Genomic DNA, 20,329 nt, shown 5'->3' with positions numbered 1-20,329 from the left:
TTGGGGTTATAGCTTTTTGTATGCATAAACATGAAAATAAGCAATGGAAAGGGAGTTACTATGAAAATACGTCCACAACGACTTCGACAAGGAGATACAATTGGCATCATTGCTCCAGCCAGTCCGCCGAATCAGGAAAATCTTGAACGGTCGCTCGCATTTCTTGAACAGCTCGGTTTGAAATGGCGGTTTGGAAAGAGTGTGAAAAATGGGTACGGCTATTTAGCAGGGACGGATGAAGAACGATTAGCAGATTTACATGATATGTTCGCGGATCCGAGTGTGAAGGGAATTATTTGTGCAGGTGGCGGTTATGGATCTGCACGTTATACCGATAAGATTGACTTGCAACTGATGCAGGAGAATCCAAAAATCTTTTGGGGATTCAGTGATATCACATTCCTCCACACGGCAATGGGACTGTATTCGAATCTTGTAACGTTCCACGGTCCAATGCTTGCATCCTGTGTGGGGAAGGAAACATTCCATGAATTATCTGCTAGAATGTTTCAACAGCTGTTCGAGCCGATGGAACTTCATTATACAGAGGAGATTTCACCGCTAGAAACCATTAACGGTGGTGTGGCACAAGGTGAACTTGTCGGTGGGAATCTATCACTTCTCGCTAGTGGAATCGGTACGAAATTTGAAATTGATACAAAAGGGAAACTTCTTTTCATCGAGGATGTCGGTGAAGAGCCATACCGTATCGATGGCTTGTTGAATCAATTGCGGTTAGCTGGGAAATTAGAGGATGCAGTTGGAATTGTTGTGGGTGACTTTTCGGCTGTGGAACCGAAAAAGGGCAAAGCATCGCTTACGCTCGCTGAAGTGTTTGCTCATTATTTTGGCGACCTTGGCAAACCTGTTGTTAAAGGATTTAAAATGGGTCATTGCCAGCCGCATTTCGCTATCCCACTTGGCGTTGGAGCGAAACTCGACGCGGATAATCGCACACTGACGATTTTGCCGGGTGTTGAGTGAGACAATCTGACGTTGTTTAGTTCATAAAAAATAATATGGACTTCTGATTTTTTGTGAAAAATTAAATTGAAATGCGGTCATTTCCCTCGAAAATAGGTATACTGGCTATAGACTCGATTAGTGAAATGGGGAAAAATAGATGACAGAAAAACGACCGATGGGCCAGTCTCGCACAATCCAGACGAAACTTGTATTGCCGCCAGATACGAATCATTTGCAGACTATTTTTGGGGGCCATGTTCTTTCATATATAGATGAAATTGCCGCGATAACGGCTATGAAACATGCGCACACAGCTGTTGTCACGGCATCAATTGACTCAGTAGATTTCCTTTCATCCGCGCGAGTAGGTGACGTACTGGAACTCGAAGCAATTGTCAGTTCAACGGGTCGTTCTTCTATGGAAGTATTCGTTAAAGTCCATTCCATGAACCTTTTGACAGGTGTAACAAAACTAACGACGGAATCATTTCTAACGATGGTTGCCATGGATGAAAATAATAAGTCTACTCCTGTACCGGGCGTATTCCCGGAAACCGAAGTGGAAACGAGATTATTCGAAACAGCAGTCGCCCGGCGTGAACACCGTAAATTACGAAATGAATTGAAGCATTAAATAAGGAAAAAGTCCGCATTCATTTGCGGACTTTTTTGTGTTAAGCGACTGATTCCCACGTCGAAGCGACCAATCTACCGCGCAAGCGACTGATTCCCACGTCGAAGCGACCAATCTACCGCGCGAGCGACTAATTCCACCATCGAAGCGACCAATCTACCGCACGAGCGACTGATTCTCTCATCGAAGCGACCAATCTACCGCGCGAGCGACTGATTCCATCGTCGAAGCGACCAATCTATCGCGCGAGCGACTGATTCCCTCATCAAAGCGACCAATCTACCGCACGAGCGACTGATTCTCTCGTCGAAGCGACCAATCTACCGCGCAAGCGACTGATTCCATCGTCGAAGCGACCAATCTATCGCGCGAGCGACTGATTCTCTCATGGAAGCGACCAATCTACCGCGCGAGCGACTAATTCCACCATCGAAGCGACCAATCTACCGCGCGAGCGACTGATTCCCACGTCAAAGCGACCAATCTACCGCGCGAGCGACTGATTCCCACGTCAAAGCGACCAATCTACCGCACGAGCGACTGATTCTCACGTCGAAGCGACCAATCTACCGCGTGAGCGACTGATTCCCACGTCGAAGCGACCAATCTATCGCGCAAGCGACTGATTCCATCGTCGAAGCGACCAATCTACCGCGCGAGCGACTGATTTCCAATCACAATCTAGGAAGGATTTTCCTTGCGCCTAGTATCAGCCATGTGCAAAGAACAAAAGGCATCGTTAAGGCTGGGAGTCCATAGGGTAAAAGCCATATGCTTATACTTGCTGTTATAGGCACTGTTAGACAAGCTGCGATAATGCCTGTTAATGGTGAAAAACGATTTTGGTCAGTAGTAAATACTGCCGATACAGCCAGAATGGTTAAAATTGCATTATAACCATATAGGCCTAGCATCATCAATGTGTGTTCTCCACCTAACGCATATGCCGTAAGTAAAGCGAAGAAATTACCAATTACCGCATAGAAACCAAGCTTTCTTCCCGCCCAAAATACAGCAATAAAAATTAAAATTCCCGGTATAGCATTTGTAAGAAAAAATATTTGCCCGATACCATTAAAAATTGCGTCTAGTAAGTGAATCTCCCCTGCTGTGTTTAATTTCCAACTGTTTAAATTTTGAGGTGCCAATGTCGAACTTAACTGAATCCCATCTAATTTGTAAGAAGCAAGCAGTGTGAACCATGTCAGGATGATAAAAGGGAATGTTAGGATTGGAATTCCTGTATTCTTCATAAAATGCATCATAGTCGCTGTAAGAATTGCAGCGACAGCAGCCCCAACTAACGCTACTATCCACATATAAGGTCCGCTTAGAAATAATGCTAAGGCCATTCCTGATAGCACGGAGTTATAGCCCATTAATCCTTGGTTGATAATTTTTTCATCCGCACCACCGACTTTCCCCACAAGAGTACCTATGATTGCGGACAACAGCGCAATCACACCTAAGGAATAAGAAGATAGCGTTATTGCTAATAGGATAATAAATCCAGTGACGACATTTTCAATGAATATGACTTGGGAGACTCCTTTGAAAGAAGCTTCTAGTAAAGAAATGAATGAATTGCGTTTGTTTTCTTGCATAAATAAGCTCCTCTTTTATTAGCAACCGATTTTTAATAAAGGGAAGCAGAAATCCGCCCCTCTTGACAAGCCTAAATTAGCTATTATCCCCTTTCTCAAAGACAATCTAACCTATTTATTTTTTCCATTTAATTGAATTAAAGATATCGTCTTATTTAAGCAATTATTTAATGAAAAGAGAATATTTTTAACTCAAAATGCAGAAAAGTAAATTCTGGTTTGTAATTTCCTGAGAAATAATGTAATTAACTTGAAGCTGGTTATTCCATATAAATCATGATATTCTAACATAGTAAAAGAATCAATGGTTTTTTATTGGTGATATTCTATGTTTCGCTAAAAACCGACAAAAATTTTAAGTTAAGACCGAACTATTTTATCTTTTCAATTAAAATAGCTCGGTTTTCCTATTTTCTTTTTGTGCTAGTGAATAATGGATATTATTAGTGGTGAATGATTGATTTTTTTATTATTCAACAGAAATAGGATTGCCCCGTTCTGGTATTTTCTTTATGAAGGTGGGTACATTACTCAGTAAGAAAACAAGGAGGCTTTTTAATGCATTTATTACCGCGTGAGATAGACAAGCTCATGATAGTTGTCGCCGCAGATCTTGCTAAAAGACGAAAAGAAAGAGGATTGACGTTAAATCATCCTGAATCAATCGCACTCATTACCTATGAAGTGATTGAAGGCGCAAGGGATGGACAAACAGTAGCACAATTAATGGAATACGGCGCAACAATTTTGTCGCGGGAAGATGTCATGGAAGGTATTCCAGAGATGATTCACGACATTCAAGTTGAGGCTACATTCCCTGATGGTACAAAATTGGTAACAGTTCATAACCCGATTAGATAAAGTGAACGTAGTTGGGATATTACTGCCGTTAATGCGGGATAGAACTGATAGGAGGAATACGTAAATGCAACCGGGACAATTATTTTTAAAAGAAGAAGACATTATCATAAATCAAGGGAAAACCGTATCTACACTTTTAGTAATAAATACTGGGGATCGCCCAGTCCAAATAGGATCTCATTTTCATTTTTATGAAGTGAATGAAGCCCTTAAATTCGTTAGAGAAGAAGCCTACGGGAAACGTTTGAATATCCCAGCAGGTGCTGCAGTTCGTTTTGAGCCTGGTGATGAAAAAGAAATAGAGTTAATCGATTATTCCGGTGAACGACGTGTTTATGGATTTAACAATAAAGTTGACGGGTCACTAGAAAGAGGGTCCAACAAATGAGTTTTAAAATGTCGAGAAAACAATATGCGCAAATGTACGGTCCGACTACAGGAGATTCCATTCGCCTAGCGGATACGGAACTACTTATCCAGATTGAAAAAGATTATACAACATATGGTGACGAAGTTTTGTTCGGTGGCGGGAAAGTTATACGTGACGGAATGGGTCAACATCCGCTAGCAACAAGAAAAGATGGCGTTCCAGACGTAGTCATTACAAATGCCGTTATCCTAGATTACACAGGCATTTACAAAGCCGATATTGCGATTCGTGACGGGAAAATTGCTGGGATTGGTAAGGCTGGTAATCCTCTAATAATGGATCATGTTGATATTGTAATTGGTGCTTCAACAGAAATCATTGCCGGAGAAGGAATGATTGTCACTGCGGGCGGAATTGACTCGCATGTTCACTTTATCAACCCCGCTCAAATCGAAACAGCACTCGCTTCTGGTCTTACGACGCTTATTGGTGGCGGAACAGGCCCGGCTGCAGGTTCAAAAGCCACAACGGTTTCACCTGGAGAATGGAATATTCATCGTATGCTATTAGCGGCAGAAGGAATGCCAATCAATGTAGGATTCACTGGTAAAGGGCAAGCGGCAGCAGAAGAACCACTTATTGAGCAAGTAATGGCCGGAGCAATCGGTCTGAAGGTTCATGAAGACTGGGGATCCACAGCATCAGCACTTGACCATGCACTACGAGTTGCTGATAAGTATGATGTTCAAGTAGCAGTTCATGCGGATACCTTGAATGAAGGCGGCTTTATGGAAAATACAATAGCAGCCATTAAAGACCGCGTCATTCATATGTACCATACAGAAGGTGCAGGCGGAGGACATGCTCCTGACTTGATCAAATCAGCCAGCTATATGAACGTTCTTCCATCTTCGACAAATCCGACGTTGCCTTATACGGTGAATACGGTGGATGAGCATTTGGATATGTTAATGGTATGCCATCATTTAAACCCATCCATACCTGAAGATCTTGCGTTTGCAGATTCACGGATTAGAAAAGAAACGATTGCCGCTGAAGATATCCTGCAAGATATGGGCGTATTCAGTATGGTCAGCTCAGATGCACAAGCAATGGGCCGCATCGGGGAAGTCATTTTGCGTACATGGCAAACTGCCGATAAAATGAAAAAGCAACGTGGAACAATGGAGGGTGACAGCGAGCTTTCCGATAATAATCGTGTGAAGCGTTATATCGCAAAATATACGATCAACCCAGCGATTACGCACGGAATTTCTGACTATGTCGGTTCATTAGAAGTTGGGAAATTTGCGGATCTAGTCATCTGGTCACCAGCATTCTTCGGCGTGAAGCCTGAAATAGTCCTTAAAAATGGATTTATTGCCGAGAGTTTAATGGGAGATGCCAACGCATCGATTCCAACACCACAACCTGTTATCTATCGTCCGATGTATGCACAAATGGGAAAAGCATTAGCCAAGAGTGCAATTACATTCATTTCACAAGCTGCTTTTGATGATAAAGTACATGAAAAACTAGGATTGGAAAAAGTGGTTCTTCCCGTTCACGGTATTCGGAAATTAACGAAAAAGGACATGAAACTTAATTCTGAAACGCCAGACATTACAGTAGACCCACAAACATATGAAGTAAAAATAAACGGGGAATTAATTACATGTGATCCTGTTGATAAAGTATCGATGGGGCAACGGTATTTCCTATTTTGAGGTGAAAGTATTGATAGTTGAGAAAATCCTACTGAATATCGAAGACCTGGAAAAAGAAGAAATTGAAAAACGTCATATTGAAAAAGTCTATCTCGAAAGTGCGTATTTGGTGAAACGGGTTCAACTGGTCACGACGGATCACGGCAAAGAAATCGGTATACGCTTAACAGAATCACGTGACCTAGTTGCAGGCGATGTCCTCTATATGGATGATAAAAACCTGATTGTGATTGAAGTTATCTCGGATGATTTATTGATTATAAGCCCGCGCGATTTGAATGAAATGGGGACGATTGCCCATCAATTAGGAAATCGTCATCTCCCTGCCCAATTTGAAGATAACGACATGCTCGTCCAGTATGATTATCTTGTTGAAGATTTGCTGAAAGAGCTTCAAATTCCTTATAAACGTGAAGATCGAAAAGTGAAGCAAGCATTTCGTCATATTGGGCATAGCCATGGATGATAACATTCTGTCGTTATTCCAACTATGTGATTCGAGTTTTCCAACAGGTGCTTTTAGTCATTCATATGGCCTGGAAAGCTATATTCAAGAAGACCGGGTACATGATCAAGCATCATTTTTACAATGGCTCAACGTGTATTTGAATGAGCAGCTCATCTATTCAGATGGGCTCGCTTCCCGTCTTGTATATGAAGCATTGGAGAAAGATGACTTACAAAAAGTATGGCAATTAGACCGTATGCTGACTGTGCAAAATCTGCCACGTGAAACGAGAGAAGGGACGCAAAGAATAGGGGAGCGGATGTTGAAACTTATGGAATCCTTATATGATATCCCTGTTTTTTTAGACTATCGTGAACGAATTACCAATAAGCAATCATTTGGACATCCCGCGATTGTATTCACGATGATAGGTCATCATTTGGGAGTTCCAAAATCAACCACTACCCTCTATTATTTGTACTCCACAATCTCGACTCTTGTTCAAAATGCTGTACGGGCTATCCCTTTAGGACAGACTGCTGGTCAAAAAACCATTCAACAATTTCAGGGTCCTTTAAACAGGGCAACAGAAAAAATTCAAGGCTTGGATGAAGAAGATTTCGGAATCGTCTCCCCCGGCTTAGAGCTATCCCAAATGAAACACGAACGGGTAAACATTCGAATCTTTATGTCTTAATAACGAAAAGCGAAAGCGCCTGTTCAAAGGCGACAGGCATAAGACGGGCTGGCGGAGCGGCGTTCTTTGCCGCATAGCCGGACGGGCATATGACCCGAGCCTTTAGGCGCTGAAGCTGGACAACAACGAAAAGCGACTCGAGGTGCTAGGTGCTTGAGTCTGAATAAAAAAAAAGGAAGTGTTAGTCATGGAACCTATTAAAATTGGTGTAGGTGGACCTGTTGGTGCAGGAAAAACAATGTTGGTTGAAAAATTAACCCGTTATTTCAAAGATGAAATCAGCATGGCTGTTGTGACGAATGATATTTATACAAAAGAAGATGCGAAATTCTTAATGCAAAACGGCGTATTGCCTGCTGATCGTATCATTGGCGTAGAAACAGGGGGATGCCCTCACACGGCGATACGTGAAGATGCTTCTATGAACTTTGCAGCCATCGATGAATTAAAAGAAAAGCACCCAGACGTTGAACTGATTTTCGTTGAAAGTGGTGGTGATAATCTCGCCGCTACCTTCAGTCCGGAACTTGTCGATTTTTCCATCTATATTATTGACGTCGCTCAAGGAGAAAAAATTCCGAGGAAAGGCGGCCAAGGGATGATTAAGTCCGATATGTTTGTCATTAACAAAATAGATTTAGCACCTTATGTCGGAGCAAGCTTGGAAGTTATGGAGTCGGATACGAAGGTTTTCCGTGGAAATAAACCTTTTGTTTTTACAAATCTAAAAGATGACACGGGTCTGGATCAAATCATTGATTGGATTCGGAAAAATGTGCTATTAAAAGGATTAGAGTAACATGGAAAACTGGACAGGGATCCTACGTTTGGATGCCGAGGTGAGGAATGGAAAGACCGTTGCAAGAAATGTGTATTTCCAAGGGGCATATAAAGTCATGCGTCCCATTTATCATGACGAATCCGGACAAGCTTGTTACTACATTCTAAACCCCGGCGGAGGCTATTTAGACGGTGACCGCTATAGAATACAGCTTACATTGGACAAACAAACAAAATTAACCTTAACAACACAATCGGCAACAAAAATATACAAAACACCTAAATCACTTGCCTATCAGGAAACAGAAATAGACCTGAAAGAAGGCAGTTATCTTGAATATATACCTGATCCAATCATTGGCTATCGAGATGCTTGCTATAAACAAAAAACGGTGATTCGCATGAAAAAAGGTGCTAAACTCCTTTTTTCGGATATTATTACGCCGGGCTGGTCTCCGGATGGCGACCGATTTAGCTATAATATGCTTCAATTAATCAATGAAATCTATATGGAAAACGAACTAGTTGTTTATGATCACATTAAATTAAGTCCAGCAACTCAAAACATGGATGCGCTCGGCTACATGGAAGGTTTTTCCCATTTAGGTTCCATGATTGTGATTGGTGAAGAAACGGATCCGGAACTTATTGACCGGTTATATCAGGCGATTCATAAGGATACGAAAGAGTTTAAAGTGGGACTGTCGTTACTACCTACTGCAGGATTTACCCTGAGAGTATTAGCGAATAGCACGCAAACCATCGAACGAATTTTCGCTGAGTGTCACAGTATTATCAGTAGAGAATGGTTTAATATAACTCCAAGTTTTTTAAGGAAATATTAATGGTCATAACCCAGTAAATACTATTATTTGCTGGGTTATGAAATAAAAATGTGGGGATAGTGTATAGAGAGCTTAAAAGTTTGGAATTTAGGATGTCGGCGATAATGAGTTAATTTTTTTCTAGATGGAGGACATTATGTTGAAAAAGAATACAAAATATTTTCTTATTGTCATTATGCTAGTATTGGTTATTTCCGGTTGTATGAAAAAAGAGGAGAATAATGTTCAAACGAAAGAAAGCCGCCTCGTGTACGCCTCTGAATCTGAATTCGAGGGACTCAATCCGATTCTCGAGGAAACGAACCTAGATGCATTGTTATTCCGGGGTCTTATGAGGTTCGATCAAAATAACAAAGCGAGTACAGATGTTGCAGAATCCTATACTGTTTCTCCAGATCAGTTAACCTATACATTCGTCATAAAGGACAACATCAAGTTTCATGACGGAAAACTGCTTACAGCTGATGACTTTATTTTCACAATTGAAAGCATTTTGGATGATAAGAATGCATCTTTCTTAAAAGCGGATTTCACTGAAGTGGATTCGGTTACGAAAATTGACGATCACAAACTTGTACTGAAGTTGAAACACCCATTTGCACCCATACTTGATAAATTGACAGTTCCAATTCTGCCAAAGCATGCATTTGAAAATGTTGACATGCGGAAGGCTGAATTCAACAGTCATCCAATCGGTGCAGGTCCGTACATGTTTGATAAATGGGATCGCGGAACCAGTTTAACACTAAAAGCTTATGCTAATTTCCACGGAACAAAACCTTCGATTGAAAAAGTAATTTTTAAATTCATTCCAGACAGCAATGTGCGTGCACTGCAACTCAAATCTGGAGAAGTTGATATGACGCTACTCGATCCTGTACAGGTTGAAGAGTTGGAAAAAGAAAAGAACATCAAGATTTACGCGATTGAATCTGCAGATTATCGCGGTATTCTTTTCAATATGAACAAGGATTTATGGAAAGATGTTGATGTAAGACGTGCATTTAGCTATGCGACAGATCGTACTCAAATCGTTAAAGGTATTTTGAAAGGATACGGTACGGAAGCTTATTCGCCGCTTCAAAAACATGCTTTCAACAACGAAAACGTAGAGAAGTATGTATACGACATTAAAAAAGCGAAAGAACTTCTGGACGGAGCGGGCTGGAAAGAAGGACAGGACGGTTTCCGTTACAAAAATGGTGATAAATTAGCGTTTACAATCACGGCCCCTGTATCGGATACAGTCCGTGTTAATATGGCAAACTACACCGCTGAAGGATTCAAGAAAATCGGTGCGGATGTCAAGGTTGATGCGCTTGATTGGAGTGCCATTACGATTGAAGAAACAGAGGCATTTATGGTTGGCTGGGGCAGTCCTTACGATGCTAATCAGCACACCCACATCTTGTTCCATACGAATCAGTCGAGTTTGACAAGCTCCGGGTATAACTTCGGAAGCTATTCAAATGCAAAAGTGGATGAATTACTTGATAAAGGCCGTTTAACGACGGATCCTGAACAACGAAAAGTAATCTACATGAAGTTTCAAGAAGAGCTTGCCAAGGATCCTGCATTTGACTTTATCGCGTACGAAGATGCAGTTTATGGCATTAATAAAAACTTGGGCGGCGTGAAAGAAAGAATACTGGGCCATCATGGATCTGGTTTCCTCTGGAACGTTGAGGAGTGGAAGTGGAATGATCAGTAAGTGGATTGGGAAGCGAGTGGTGATGGGGATAATTGTCCTCTTCATCGTGAGCTTCCTCTCTTTTTTCATCATGCATGCGGCCCCTGGCGATCCGGCGACGGCTTTTTACGGCGGCAATGCACAGACATTGAACGCCGCTGAAAAGGAACGAATCAGCCGTGTTTTTTCGCTTGATCGCCCTGTAATCGTGCAATACGGTGCCTGGCTTTGGGAAACTGTACAAGGGAATTTTGGCTATTCATCTAAGGAAGGTCGACCGGTTTCTGTCATTCTTTTTGAGCGGTTGCCGAATACGTTACTACTTTTCAGCGTGACGATGTTTTTCATTATAGTGGGTTCAATCTGGCTTGGAACGGTAGCGGGTATGAAAGCTGGGTCCATGTGGGATAAAGGACTATCGACAATTAGTATTGCGTCGTCTTCTATTCCGCCATTTTGGCTAGGGATTTTGTTCATCTCCTTTTTCTCGGTGAAGCTTGGGATTCTTCCGTCATCTGGCACAGAGGATGTGGGAGGAGATGGGGGTTTGATGGATAAAATTCGGCATCTTATTATGCCGGCAGCGGTCATCATTTTAACCCACGTAGGAATTTACGCGCGCTTCCTTCAAGAAAGTATAAAGACGGAAAGCAACAAATACTATGTACTAGTTGCAAGGGCGAACGGGGTCGCGAAACGTGAAATCCAAAAAGGGATTTTGCGCAATGCATCCATTCCCTATCTAAATTACATAGGCATGACGATACCTTCGTTCTTTGGTGGGGCGGTTATTGTTGAATCCCTCTTTTCATGGGCGGGTCTTGGCCAGCTGATGGTAAAAGCGGTTATGACGAAAGATTTTCCGCTTATTATGGGTGGAATCCTTTCTATTGGGTTGCTCGTTGTTAGTAGTCTACTCATCATCGACCTCGTCATGTACGGAGTGGACCCCAAATTGCGAAAGGGGGCGTATAGTAAATGAAATCACGAAAATCTTTGGCTTTCTGGTGTGTAGTACTCGGTTTGATTGTCGCGATGACCGTTTTTGCTGGTCTCTTTTCAACGTATGGGCCCAATGAAATGGATATGGATACAATCTATCAACCACCAGGAAAAGGACATGTTTTAGGGACGGATCATCTCGGGCGCGATGTTTTTTCCCGTCTGCTAGAAGGTGGCAAAGTGACGCTCACTGTTGCAGGTGTGTCTGTAATTTTGTCCTTCATTATCGGTGTACTTTACGGGGGAATTAGCGGTTATATTGGTGGCGCTGTTGATGTAATTATGATGCGGTTTCTTGAAGCACTTATCACGATTCCATCACTCATACTTATTTTGGCGTTCCAAGCGTTTATGCAAGGCGGCATGTGGAGTATGGCGCTTATTATTGGCGTGACAGGCTGGCTTGTCACGGCACGTATCGTCCGTTCTGAATTTATTCGATTGAAGGAAGCTGAATTTGTGAAGATGGCGAAGATGTTTGGGACACCCATGTGGAAAATCATTTTTGGTCACCTGCTTCGTAATAGTGTGCCTGCTATTTTCGTCGTCACGTTAGTAAACTTTACGGGAGCGGTATTCATCGAAGTGTCACTTAGTTTTCTTGGCATTGGCGTACCATCAGCGATTCCATCGTGGGGGAATATGCTGTTCTACGCCCAAAATGATATTTTGATTGGTGCTTGGTGGATTGGATTGTTTCCCGGAATCATGATTTTCTTGACGATTCTAGCCATTAATTTCATCGGAGAAGTGTTGAAAGATCCAAGACGGAGGCGATTGGATGCTTAATGTGGATCGATTAACGATTGAAATCGACGGAAAATGTGTTGTGGAAGAGAGTGCATTTTCGGTTCGACCTGGCAAGATTACATCGATTATTGGAGAAAGCGGCAGTGGAAAAAGTATGACTATCGCGGCTCTACTTACTATCTTGCCACTTGGTGCGAAGGCGACTGGACACGCTCTATTTAATGGACGGAATCTACTAGATGCTTCGAAAAAAGAGATGGACGCCATACGGAAAACGCATATCTTCACAATTTTCCAAGATGCGGCGAATAGTTTTAATCCGTCTGTGAAAATGGAACGACAGCTGTATACGTTTTCTGGTGGACGAAGAGGGGACACTGTTCAACAGTTCCGTACGAAAATGACTGGCCTATTGGATGAACTCGAGCTTTCCGTGGATATATTGAAACAGTATCCATTTGAGTTATCAGGCGGAATGTTGCAACGTTGCATGATTGCCTGCGCTTTGTATGTGGCGCCAGACCTTCTAATCGCAGATGAACCGACGTCGTCACTCGACAGGGTGTTGCAAAAGGAATTCATCGAATTATTGAAGCGTTTAAATGAAGAGCAGGGGACAACGATTTTATTAATCACACATGACCTAGATGTCGTGGTGGAAGTGGCACATGAAATGGTTGTTATGCAGGCTGGGAAAGTAGTGGAAACAGGAAGTGTGGCGACGATTTTTAAACAGCCGGGGCATCCTTATACAAAGCGACTACTTGACAGTCGATTTTGAAGGGAGTGAATTGAGCAAGCTTGGACCTGCTTGAAGACCTACTCGGTGTAGGTAAGTTGGCAATGTCACAGGACATGGCGTTTTTGGCGACTCAGGTCAGTTAGCGGGGAGGAATTGAATTTCATTCCTCCTTATTGTCGCAAATATGCCAGGGCGTACTTAATCTGGGGAAATGGAGGGAAAGCTGATGTTATTAACGGTGGAAAATGTGTCGAAAAGCTATCGCAAAGGGAATAAGGTTCTTCGTGACATTGATTTATCCGTCGGGGAAGGCGAAATTGTTGGCCTTATTGGAGAAAGTGGCAGTGGAAAGAGCACGCTATCACGGCTTATCATGCAGCTTGAAGCTCCTGAAACGGGGGTTATTTCATTCAATGGAACGCCCGTTACTAAGCGTTTGAGGAAAACCTTTTACGAAGATTGCCAACTCGTTTTTCAAAATGCGTCAGCTGCTCTTAATCCATCCTGGACTGTCAGGGAAATTTTGATGGAACCGCTACGTAATAGCGAAGGGGATCGGGCGGCGCATATTCGCGACATGCTTGGGAGTGTAAAACTGACCGATGCACACTTGAATCGACGTCCATCCGAACTGAGCGGCGGTGAGAGACAGCGCGTTAATTTGCTTAGGTCTATCCTTGTGAATCCGAAATTGCTAGTTTGCGATGAAATCGTCTCAAGCCTGGACCGTTTAATACAAAGAGAAATTATTGATTTACTAATCGAGTTGAATCGTGAAACTGGCATGGCTATGCTCTTCATTTCCCATGACTTACAAGTTGTCGAGTATATATGCGACCGCATTTATATCATGAAAGATGGGAAAATTGTGGAGGAAAGCGTTAAGGTGGATGGTGAATTCGAGTTTTCGCATACGTATTCGAAGAAACTATTTGGCTCGATGTTTAGTCGTGGTTTAGTCTGAGGTGAGTGTTCTGATTTCTGTGGAACTGTCATGGCAATCCGAGAAACTGTGAGGGCAAAGCGTAAAACTGTAATGGCTCGGTCGGACTGTCATGGCAATCCGTGAAACTGTGAGGGCGAAGTGGAAAACTGTAATGGCGCGGCAGAACTGTCATGGCAAATCGAGAAACTGTAAGGACAAAGTGGAAAACTGTAATGGCTCGGCGGAACTGTCATGGCAAATCGAGAAACTGTAAGGGCAAAGTGGAAAACTGTAATGGCGCGGCAGAACTGTCATGGCAATCCGAGAAACTGTGAGGGCAAAGCGTAAAACCGTAATGGCTCGGCGGAACTGTCATGGCGAATCGAGAAACTGTAAGGACAAAGTGTAAAACTGTAATGGCTCGGCGGAACTGTCATGGCGAATCGAGAAACTGTAAGGACAAAGCGTAGAACTGTAATGGCTCGGTCGGACTGTCATACTATTCAGGAGCACCTTATACTGTAGAGATTGATTTTGATATTGGAGCATTGTTATATCAACAAAAATAAAGAGCTACAAACCATCGCGGTTTGTAGCTCTTTATGATGTTTTTCTACCCTACCCGTCCTCGTCAATAGGGCTCATTACTGTGAATGCGGATTTTATTGTTTCACTTGATATTACTTCAATTGTCACTTTCCTCTAGAAGAAGAAATCCTCAAATACACGAAAACCCTCATTAACTTTTCAAGAGGTCCTTGATTGAAATATTTTAAATACAAGGTACTCCCAACGACTTGAAGGGAAAAGATTGCGATACCCAAAATAATTCCGCCAGTAGCGCCCAATTTCCCGAAAAGTCCAAGCCCATAGCCGTAAAAGATAAACGTACAGATAACAGTCTGCGTGATGTAATTTGTCAAAGACAATTTCCCAACGTTTTCAAAGGCAGTTAATAATGGGTGTGCATGGAGTTTGGTGTAGGCAAAAGCAAAGAGACTTATATATCCAAGTGAAAGGATAATTCCTCCTGTTTCAGCCATGTCGGGTAACGAGCCTAAATAATGCGCGTTTTTTAGAAATAGCCCAAGTGGAATAAAGAGTAAAATTCCAATCCAATAGGTTCTCTTTTCTTTGAGAGGATCAAGCAACCACTTTCTATGTGCTGCATACATCCCGAATAAAAACAAAGGACTCAAAAGGATTGGCATGAGTAAGAGCATGAAGGCAGCTTCTCCTCCATCCAACTCCATGGGATCTTCATTATTCCGGTGGTCTTTAATTTCCCCGTAAGTTCCAGTGCTGTATGCGGTCATGGTTTCATCAAGATACGTTGCCATTTTTTCCGCACTTGTTAGTTCAAAATCTTCTCCTGAATTAAAGAAACTCCCAGCCGTGATAATTGAAAAAAGAATGACTGCCCATATAAGCAGCGTTTTAGGTTTGCGATTCACGAATAATAAAAGAAAGATCCCCATTAACCCGTAGAGGAATAAAATATCCCCTTCCCACAAAAAGATACTATGTAAAAGTCCGAATACCATTAATACAATAAATCTTCTAAACAAATGCCATTTGACTCGTAGCTGTTTACGTTCAAGGCTATTCTTCATTAAAATAAGTGAATAGCCAAATATGAACGTAAAGATCGGCATGAACGCGCCCTCTATGAATATCTTTGTGAAATAATAGGAAAACAGGTTGCCTGATGAAAGGTCAAAGTATGCAATTTCATCCTTTCCAAAAATCCCATATTGAAAAATAAGTAAGTTGGCAAGAAGGATTCCAAACAAACTCCATCCTCGTATTCCGTCTATTGAATTAACTCTAGTTGTAGTTGATGGCAAAATTTTATCTCCCCTTATAAAAATAGGTCTTTCATCAGCACCGACAGAAATTATCACAGTTTAATCCCGACATAGCCGAGATAAAGACCACTACCCATGCCAATCGCCGCGAGTATTATACTAGACCTTTTAATAATACGTGGATAGTTAGGCATTGTCATGGTTGATTTACACGCTCATTTGTTAGTATGAAGGATGAAGCTTATAAAAAGGTGACAGAAACCTTAACAGGACCTTAAATTTTGGAGGTAATTTAGTGAAACAGGCAAAAATACTCGTTTTGGATGATGAACGAGCAATTGGAGATATGGTAGATATTATTTTACGTAAGGAAGGATTCACGGATATTGACGTTTGTACAACGTATCGGGAAGCGGAAGCGCTTATTCTAGGGAAGACGTATGATTTACATATTCTTGATATCATGCTGCCAGATGGAACGGGGCTTGAACTTGCAGAACAAATTCGTAAACAATCAGATGCGCCGATTTTCTTCCTGACAGCAAAAGCGTCGGATGCGGATAAAATCCGTGGATTCATGCACGGTGCGGATGATTATATAACGAAACCATTTAACCCGATGGAACTCGCAGCACGCGTAAAAGTACAGACGAGCCGCTATGTATCTACGACGAACAATGAAAGAGTTCATTATGATTATGGGCGATTTCTATTGGACGTAAATGCCGCAAAATTGACTGTGGACGGAGAAACGGTCCCCATCACAGGAAAACAATTTCACTTGTTGCATCTATTTTGTCAGCATCCTAATCAAGTACTTTCAAAAGAACAACTTTATGAACAAGTATGGGGGGCGGATAGTTTTATCGACGACAATACGATTATGGTTCATATTCGTAAGTTACGAGAGAAAATCGAAGAAAGTCCTGGAAGTCCAGAACTTCTAGTTACGATTCGCGGACTTGGCTATAAGTTGCAAACGAGGGGATGATGAAATGAATTTATCACGGAAGATGACCATTCGTTTTGTTACCTATTTTTTCATGTTTTACGCTGTCCTTATAGTGGTTTCATTCGGAATTTTAATGGGTGCATTTACGATGACATTTTCTAGTTTTGAAGAAGACATTCGAGAGGCCGTTTCTTCTGATTTGGAAAAGGGGATCAGTCGAACAGCAATCGGAAAATATTCAATGTCCAATGATTTAATTGAGCTAGCGGAACGGAGCGGGGGGATTGTCCGACTTATTGCAGGAGATGGGAGAGTTGTCGCAACATCAGGGAAGGGAGAAATTCATCCCGACATATATACCTTTTCTGATTTCAGCAAACTTCAAAACGACAAGGGTAATTATTTATGGCAATTTGAAAATGGGGTGTTTTTACTTTTTACAGAGTATACAAAAGCCGATGCGTTATTGGAGACACTCCAAAGAGAAAGGGATTTCCCACTATTATCGACCGAAGGAACTGAATATGTTAAAGTGGCAGATGCGGTTTTTGAACGATATGATGCGCTTGGTAATCGTATTGAAGTTGTGAATGGCTCTTCAAAAGAAGCGCTTCGAGGCACGGATTTATTAAGTGCGTCTAATTTATTAACGGAGCAGAAGGAAATTATTGCAACAGTTTTACTTTCTGATGGAAGTACAGCTGTTGTCCGAATGGAAAATCCCTATTTTTTCTCGTTTGATTCGAAAATGATCACTATACTTAAAAAAATGGGACTTGCTTTCCTTATTTTTCATGTCTTCTTGCTATTATTCACGCTTATCTATTCACTGTGGATTGGAACGAGGCTTGGGAGACCTGTCCTCTATTTCCTTAAACGGATCGAGCAGTTGGCACGAAAAGATTATTCACAACTTAAGGATACTAAGCTTCGTGTAAATTCAGACGGCAGATTGAAGCGGAAATACCGGATTTATGAAGATATAGATCGTTCACTTTTCATGTTATCGATGAACCTTGCAGACAATGAACGAAAGTTACAACTGACGGAAAAACTGCGGGAGGAGTGGATTACGGGCCTGTCCCATGATTTGAAAACACCATTAAGTTCAGTATATGGATATGCGGTTATGCTTTCATCGGATCATTCATGGACGGGTGATGAAGTGAGGGATTTCGCATGTACGATGAGAGACAAAGCGGATTACATGGACGCATTAATTGATGACTTGACCTATACGTATCAGTTGAAAAATGACGGGGTACTACTTGAAAAGGAACGCGTTGAACTTGGCGAATATATTGTGGGGTATGCTAAAAGGTATATTGCGGAAGATATTCGTTTGTCCGAAATGGAAGGGTCTATTTACGTCTTTATCGATCCCATACGGTTTAGCCGGGTGCTCGATAACGTGATTGGAAATGCAGTAAAGCATAATCCAGATCACACACCGATTCATATAGCTATTTCTGCGAAGGATGATTCAGTGCTACTTGAAGTGCGAGATGAAGGGGAAGGAATGACTGCTGATATAGTGGAGAATTTGTTCAATCGATATTACCGAGGAACGAATACGACTTCGGATGAAAGTGGAACGGGACTCGGATTAACGATTGCAAGGCAGTTAGTCGAAGCACACGACGGTGAAATAGATGTGGAATCGAGCGGACAAGGGACGACTATTAGGATTAAGATTCCTAAACTGTAAGAGCGCGGCGAAACTGTCATGGCAATCCGTGAAACTGTGAGGGCAAAGTGTGAAACTGTAATGGCGCGGCTGAACTGTTATGGCAATCCGTGAAACTGTGAGGGCGAAGCGAGAAACTGTAATGGCTCGGCTGAACTGTCATGGCAATCCGTGAAACTGTGAGGGCAAAGTGGAAAACTGTAATGGCGCGACGAAACTGTCATGGCAAATCGAGAAACTGTGAGGGCAAAGTGAAAAACTGTAATGGCGCGGCGGAACTGTTATGGCAATCCGTAAAACTGTCATGGCAAATCGAAAAACTGCCATGGGACACCCGAACTACCATGGCAATCCAACCGTCATTCATTCTTCATTCAAACTCTAAAAACTCAATCCGATTACCAAACGGATCATGTGTGAAAAAGCGGCAACGACCTTCAATTGGCGGTTCTTCACTAATGATAGAGCCGGCTTCTTTCAATCGTAATTTCAACTGCTCGAGCGTATTCACGGTAAATCCGGGATGCGCTTTTTTCGCTGGGGTAAACTCAGCTTGGATGCCAATATGCACCTCATGTGGACCGCATAGGAACCAGCAACCGCCTCGTCCTTTCAAGTTTTCTGGCTTCGGAATCTCTTCCATACCGAGCAGTTCCCCGTAAAAGTGACGAGCTGCATCTTCTGAACCAGTTGGAGCTGCAATTTGGATGTGATCAATACCTGTAAGGAATGTACTCATTGTCCATCTCTCCTTTGAACGTTGTATCTTTAGTATAGTCTTCCATACATCGAAGCACTATGAACCTTTTTGGATACTAATTGATAAGTAATTCTTATTGGTTTGATTAAATTCCATTGAATTTACTGATAGATTGAGTAGATGGAACGACTGCGAGTTTCTTATTCTTGTCTGCCTAGCAGAAAAGGTATGTAGAAACTTTTTTGTATATCAACATGATGATATTGAAAATTTCATCTCAACAAATCTCTTTACAATTTCTTTATATATAGTGTACTATGTAACTAATACACTAGTATGAAAGGAGGTAAGTTGATGCAACAGTGGAATGGGTTATTGAGAAAAGAATGGGTGACGATGAAGAGGCTGTTGCTTGTGAGTGCACTATTTGCAGTTGCTACGATGTCGATTCTTCCGATAATCATAACCCGATTTTTGGGAGCGGGTGTGCATGTTTTTGAAATTGCCCTTGTTATTTGTTTTATGTGGGCGAGCGCAAGTGTGTTGGCACCAGTGATTGCGTTATTTACCATGTTGGAGAGGGACATGAAGCGTCCGGATATGTGGCTTCATTCGAATGCATCTATTTTTAAACTGATTGGATCGAAAGTGGTTTTTGCGATGCTAATTGGTACTGGTGGATTGTTCATTCCAACAATTGTTCTCGCGCTATACTATGCATTTTTAACACCATCTATTCTAACGTTCAATGCACTCCTGTTTTATGGCAGTATTTTCGTGGTTGTATTATTTGTAGCTTCGATTTCAATCCTGTGCACGGGATTCTTTTTCTGGGTGCTGTATCAATTGATGAGGCCTTATATTAAAGGGTTTTCAATTCCCGTCACGATTATTTTGTTCTTCTTTTCATCGTACGTAGTCCAAATAACGGGGAATTCAGATCTATACAACAAGATAGTAAAAGTCGGCCCGGTTGATTTATTACAATTAAAAAACCCTAAGCTCGATATTGAAAAAGGTTATTTTGAACTGACCGGCGCGACTTTTTATACAGGACAAATTGTATTTGACGTACTTTTCACAGTGATCATGTTCATCGTTGCAACCGTCTTGTTTGAAAAGAAAGTGAGGTTGTAAGCGT

The 20,329-nt window shown here is 41.9% G+C and carries 20 protein-coding genes; 17 read left to right on the top strand and 3 right to left on the bottom strand.

The features are described 5' to 3' along the window. Positions 1–60: 60 nt before the first annotated feature. Both H4683_RS01730 and H4683_RS01725 read left to right on the top strand, forming a co-directional pair. Positions 61–984 carry a S66 peptidase family protein gene (locus H4683_RS01730; RefSeq protein WP_192597088.1) on the top strand — a complete coding sequence of 308 codons (924 nt, stop codon included), beginning with the start codon at positions 61–63 and terminating at the stop codon, positions 982–984. Positions 985–1,123: 139 nt separating this feature from the next. Next, positions 1,124–1,600 carry an acyl-CoA thioesterase gene (locus H4683_RS01725; protein WP_192597087.1) on the top strand — a complete coding sequence of 159 codons (477 nt, stop codon included), beginning with the start codon at positions 1,124–1,126 and terminating at the stop codon, positions 1,598–1,600. A gap of 674 nt (positions 1,601–2,274) precedes the next feature. On the opposite strand, the gene H4683_RS01720 is transcribed toward H4683_RS01725, so the two are convergent. Next, complete coding sequence (locus tag H4683_RS01720) at positions 2,275–3,204, bottom strand: urea transporter (RefSeq protein ID WP_192597086.1); 930 nt, start codon at positions 3,202–3,204, stop codon at positions 2,275–2,277. A gap of 558 nt (positions 3,205–3,762) precedes the next feature. On the opposite strand from H4683_RS01720, the gene H4683_RS01715 reads away from it, so the two are divergent. The 12 genes from H4683_RS01715 to H4683_RS01660 all read left to right on the top strand — a co-directional run bounded on the left by H4683_RS01715 (position 3,763) and on the right by H4683_RS01660 (position 14,080). Then, the gene (locus H4683_RS01715; RefSeq protein WP_192597085.1) at positions 3,763–4,065 is read left to right on the top strand and encodes an urease subunit gamma; all 303 of its coding nucleotides are present in this window, start codon (positions 3,763–3,765) and stop codon (positions 4,063–4,065) included. Positions 4,066–4,129: 64 nt separating this feature from the next. After that, positions 4,130–4,453: an urease subunit beta gene (locus H4683_RS01710; protein WP_192597084.1), complete on the top strand. Its 324-nt coding sequence runs from the start codon at positions 4,130–4,132 to the stop codon at positions 4,451–4,453. Beyond that, positions 4,450–6,162 (top strand): urease subunit alpha, encoded by a 1,713-nt coding sequence (gene ureC, locus H4683_RS01705; protein ID WP_192597083.1) that lies wholly within the window; start codon positions 4,450–4,452, stop codon positions 6,160–6,162. Before H4683_RS01710 ends, ureC begins: the two co-directional genes overlap by 4 nt. Before the next feature lie 10 nt (positions 6,163–6,172). After that, the gene (gene ureE / locus H4683_RS01700) at positions 6,173–6,628 is read left to right on the top strand and encodes an urease accessory protein UreE (protein ID WP_192597082.1); all 456 of its coding nucleotides are present in this window, start codon (positions 6,173–6,175) and stop codon (positions 6,626–6,628) included. Beyond that, complete coding sequence (locus H4683_RS01695) at positions 6,621–7,307, top strand: urease accessory protein UreF (protein ID WP_192597081.1); 687 nt, start codon at positions 6,621–6,623, stop codon at positions 7,305–7,307. Before ureE ends, H4683_RS01695 begins: the two co-directional genes overlap by 8 nt. A 187-nt stretch (positions 7,308–7,494) precedes the next feature. Continuing rightward, positions 7,495–8,106 carry an urease accessory protein UreG gene (gene ureG / locus H4683_RS01690; RefSeq protein ID WP_192597080.1) on the top strand — a complete coding sequence of 204 codons (612 nt, stop codon included), beginning with the start codon at positions 7,495–7,497 and terminating at the stop codon, positions 8,104–8,106. 1 nt (position 8,107) lies between these two features. Continuing rightward, positions 8,108–8,932 carry an urease accessory protein UreD gene (locus H4683_RS01685; protein WP_192597079.1) on the top strand — a complete coding sequence of 275 codons (825 nt, stop codon included), beginning with the start codon at positions 8,108–8,110 and terminating at the stop codon, positions 8,930–8,932. 139 nt (positions 8,933–9,071) lie between these two features. Next, a complete protein-coding gene (locus H4683_RS01680) occupies positions 9,072–10,643 on the top strand; it encodes an ABC transporter substrate-binding protein (protein ID WP_225941809.1) in 1,572 nt (523 codons plus the stop codon). Next, the gene (locus H4683_RS01675; protein ID WP_192597077.1) at positions 10,633–11,604 is read left to right on the top strand and encodes an ABC transporter permease; all 972 of its coding nucleotides are present in this window, start codon (positions 10,633–10,635) and stop codon (positions 11,602–11,604) included. Before H4683_RS01680 ends, H4683_RS01675 begins: the two co-directional genes overlap by 11 nt. Next, a complete protein-coding gene (locus tag H4683_RS01670) occupies positions 11,601–12,413 on the top strand; it encodes an ABC transporter permease (RefSeq protein ID WP_192597076.1) in 813 nt (270 codons plus the stop codon). The genes H4683_RS01675 and H4683_RS01670 overlap by 4 nt, the downstream gene beginning before the upstream one ends. Beyond that, on the top strand, positions 12,406–13,155 hold the full coding sequence (locus H4683_RS01665; protein ID WP_192597075.1) for an ATP-binding cassette domain-containing protein: 750 nt from the start codon (positions 12,406–12,408) through the stop codon (positions 13,153–13,155). Before H4683_RS01670 ends, H4683_RS01665 begins: the two co-directional genes overlap by 8 nt. A gap of 187 nt (positions 13,156–13,342) precedes the next feature. Then, a complete protein-coding gene (locus tag H4683_RS01660) occupies positions 13,343–14,080 on the top strand; it encodes an ABC transporter ATP-binding protein (protein ID WP_192597074.1) in 738 nt (245 codons plus the stop codon). A gap of 653 nt (positions 14,081–14,733) precedes the next feature. On the opposite strand, the gene H4683_RS01655 is transcribed toward H4683_RS01660, so the two are convergent. Next, the gene (locus H4683_RS01655; RefSeq protein WP_192597073.1) at positions 14,734–15,888 is read right to left on the bottom strand and encodes a DUF418 domain-containing protein; all 1,155 of its coding nucleotides are present in this window, start codon (positions 15,886–15,888) and stop codon (positions 14,734–14,736) included. A 256-nt stretch (positions 15,889–16,144) separates the two neighbouring features. On the opposite strand from H4683_RS01655, the gene H4683_RS01650 reads away from it, so the two are divergent. Then, positions 16,145–16,840, top strand: a complete 696-nt coding sequence (locus H4683_RS01650; RefSeq protein ID WP_192597072.1) for a winged helix-turn-helix domain-containing protein — start codon at positions 16,145–16,147, stop codon at positions 16,838–16,840. A 4-nt stretch (positions 16,841–16,844) separates the two neighbouring features. Further along, positions 16,845–18,509, top strand: a complete 1,665-nt coding sequence (locus H4683_RS01645) for a sensor histidine kinase (protein WP_192597071.1) — start codon at positions 16,845–16,847, stop codon at positions 18,507–18,509. A gap of 349 nt (positions 18,510–18,858) precedes the next feature. Here the strand turns inward: H4683_RS01645 and H4683_RS01640 are convergent, their stop codons facing one another. Further along, the gene (locus H4683_RS01640; protein ID WP_192597070.1) at positions 18,859–19,227 is read right to left on the bottom strand and encodes a VOC family protein; all 369 of its coding nucleotides are present in this window, start codon (positions 19,225–19,227) and stop codon (positions 18,859–18,861) included. 315 nt (positions 19,228–19,542) lie between these two features. Between H4683_RS01640 and H4683_RS01635 the strand changes: the two genes are divergently transcribed. Then, positions 19,543–20,325: a hypothetical protein gene (locus tag H4683_RS01635; RefSeq protein ID WP_192597069.1), complete on the top strand. Its 783-nt coding sequence runs from the start codon at positions 19,543–19,545 to the stop codon at positions 20,323–20,325. Positions 20,326–20,329 lie beyond the last annotated feature (4 nt).

Origin of the sequence: Sporosarcina limicola (assembly GCF_014873855.1) — a bacterium.
Taxonomy (GTDB): Bacteria; Bacillota; Bacilli; order Bacillales_A; family Planococcaceae; genus Sporosarcina; species Sporosarcina limicola.
This window is presented reverse-complemented; position numbering and strand designations above follow the sequence as displayed.

What these genes read in the sequence shown, in the direction of transcription:
- H4683_RS01730 (WP_192597088.1), top strand. Translation starts at nt 61, where the DNA reads ATGAAAATACGTCCACAACGACTTCGACAAGGAGATACAATTGGCATC.
- H4683_RS01725 (WP_192597087.1), top strand. Translation starts at nt 1,124, where the DNA reads ATGACAGAAAAACGACCGATGGGCCAGTCTCGCACAATCCAGACGAAA.
- H4683_RS01720 (WP_192597086.1), bottom strand. Translation starts at nt 3,204, where the DNA reads ATGCAAGAAAACAAACGCAATTCATTCATTTCTTTACTAGAAGCTTCT.
- H4683_RS01715 (WP_192597085.1), top strand. Translation starts at nt 3,763, where the DNA reads ATGCATTTATTACCGCGTGAGATAGACAAGCTCATGATAGTTGTCGCC.
- H4683_RS01710 (WP_192597084.1), top strand. Translation starts at nt 4,130, where the DNA reads ATGCAACCGGGACAATTATTTTTAAAAGAAGAAGACATTATCATAAAT.
- ureC (WP_192597083.1), top strand. Translation starts at nt 4,450, where the DNA reads ATGAGTTTTAAAATGTCGAGAAAACAATATGCGCAAATGTACGGTCCG.
- H4683_RS01695 (WP_192597081.1), top strand. Translation starts at nt 6,621, where the DNA reads ATGGATGATAACATTCTGTCGTTATTCCAACTATGTGATTCGAGTTTT.
- ureG (WP_192597080.1), top strand. Translation starts at nt 7,495, where the DNA reads ATGGAACCTATTAAAATTGGTGTAGGTGGACCTGTTGGTGCAGGAAAA.
- H4683_RS01685 (WP_192597079.1), top strand. Translation starts at nt 8,108, where the DNA reads ATGGAAAACTGGACAGGGATCCTACGTTTGGATGCCGAGGTGAGGAAT.
- H4683_RS01675 (WP_192597077.1), top strand. Translation starts at nt 10,633, where the DNA reads ATGATCAGTAAGTGGATTGGGAAGCGAGTGGTGATGGGGATAATTGTC.
- H4683_RS01670 (WP_192597076.1), top strand. Translation starts at nt 11,601, where the DNA reads ATGAAATCACGAAAATCTTTGGCTTTCTGGTGTGTAGTACTCGGTTTG.
- H4683_RS01665 (WP_192597075.1), top strand. Translation starts at nt 12,406, where the DNA reads ATGCTTAATGTGGATCGATTAACGATTGAAATCGACGGAAAATGTGTT.
- H4683_RS01660 (WP_192597074.1), top strand. Translation starts at nt 13,343, where the DNA reads ATGTTATTAACGGTGGAAAATGTGTCGAAAAGCTATCGCAAAGGGAAT.
- H4683_RS01645 (WP_192597071.1), top strand. Translation starts at nt 16,845, where the DNA reads ATGAATTTATCACGGAAGATGACCATTCGTTTTGTTACCTATTTTTTC.
- H4683_RS01640 (WP_192597070.1), bottom strand. Translation starts at nt 19,227, where the DNA reads ATGAGTACATTCCTTACAGGTATTGATCACATCCAAATTGCAGCTCCA.
- H4683_RS01635 (WP_192597069.1), top strand. Translation starts at nt 19,543, where the DNA reads ATGCAACAGTGGAATGGGTTATTGAGAAAAGAATGGGTGACGATGAAG.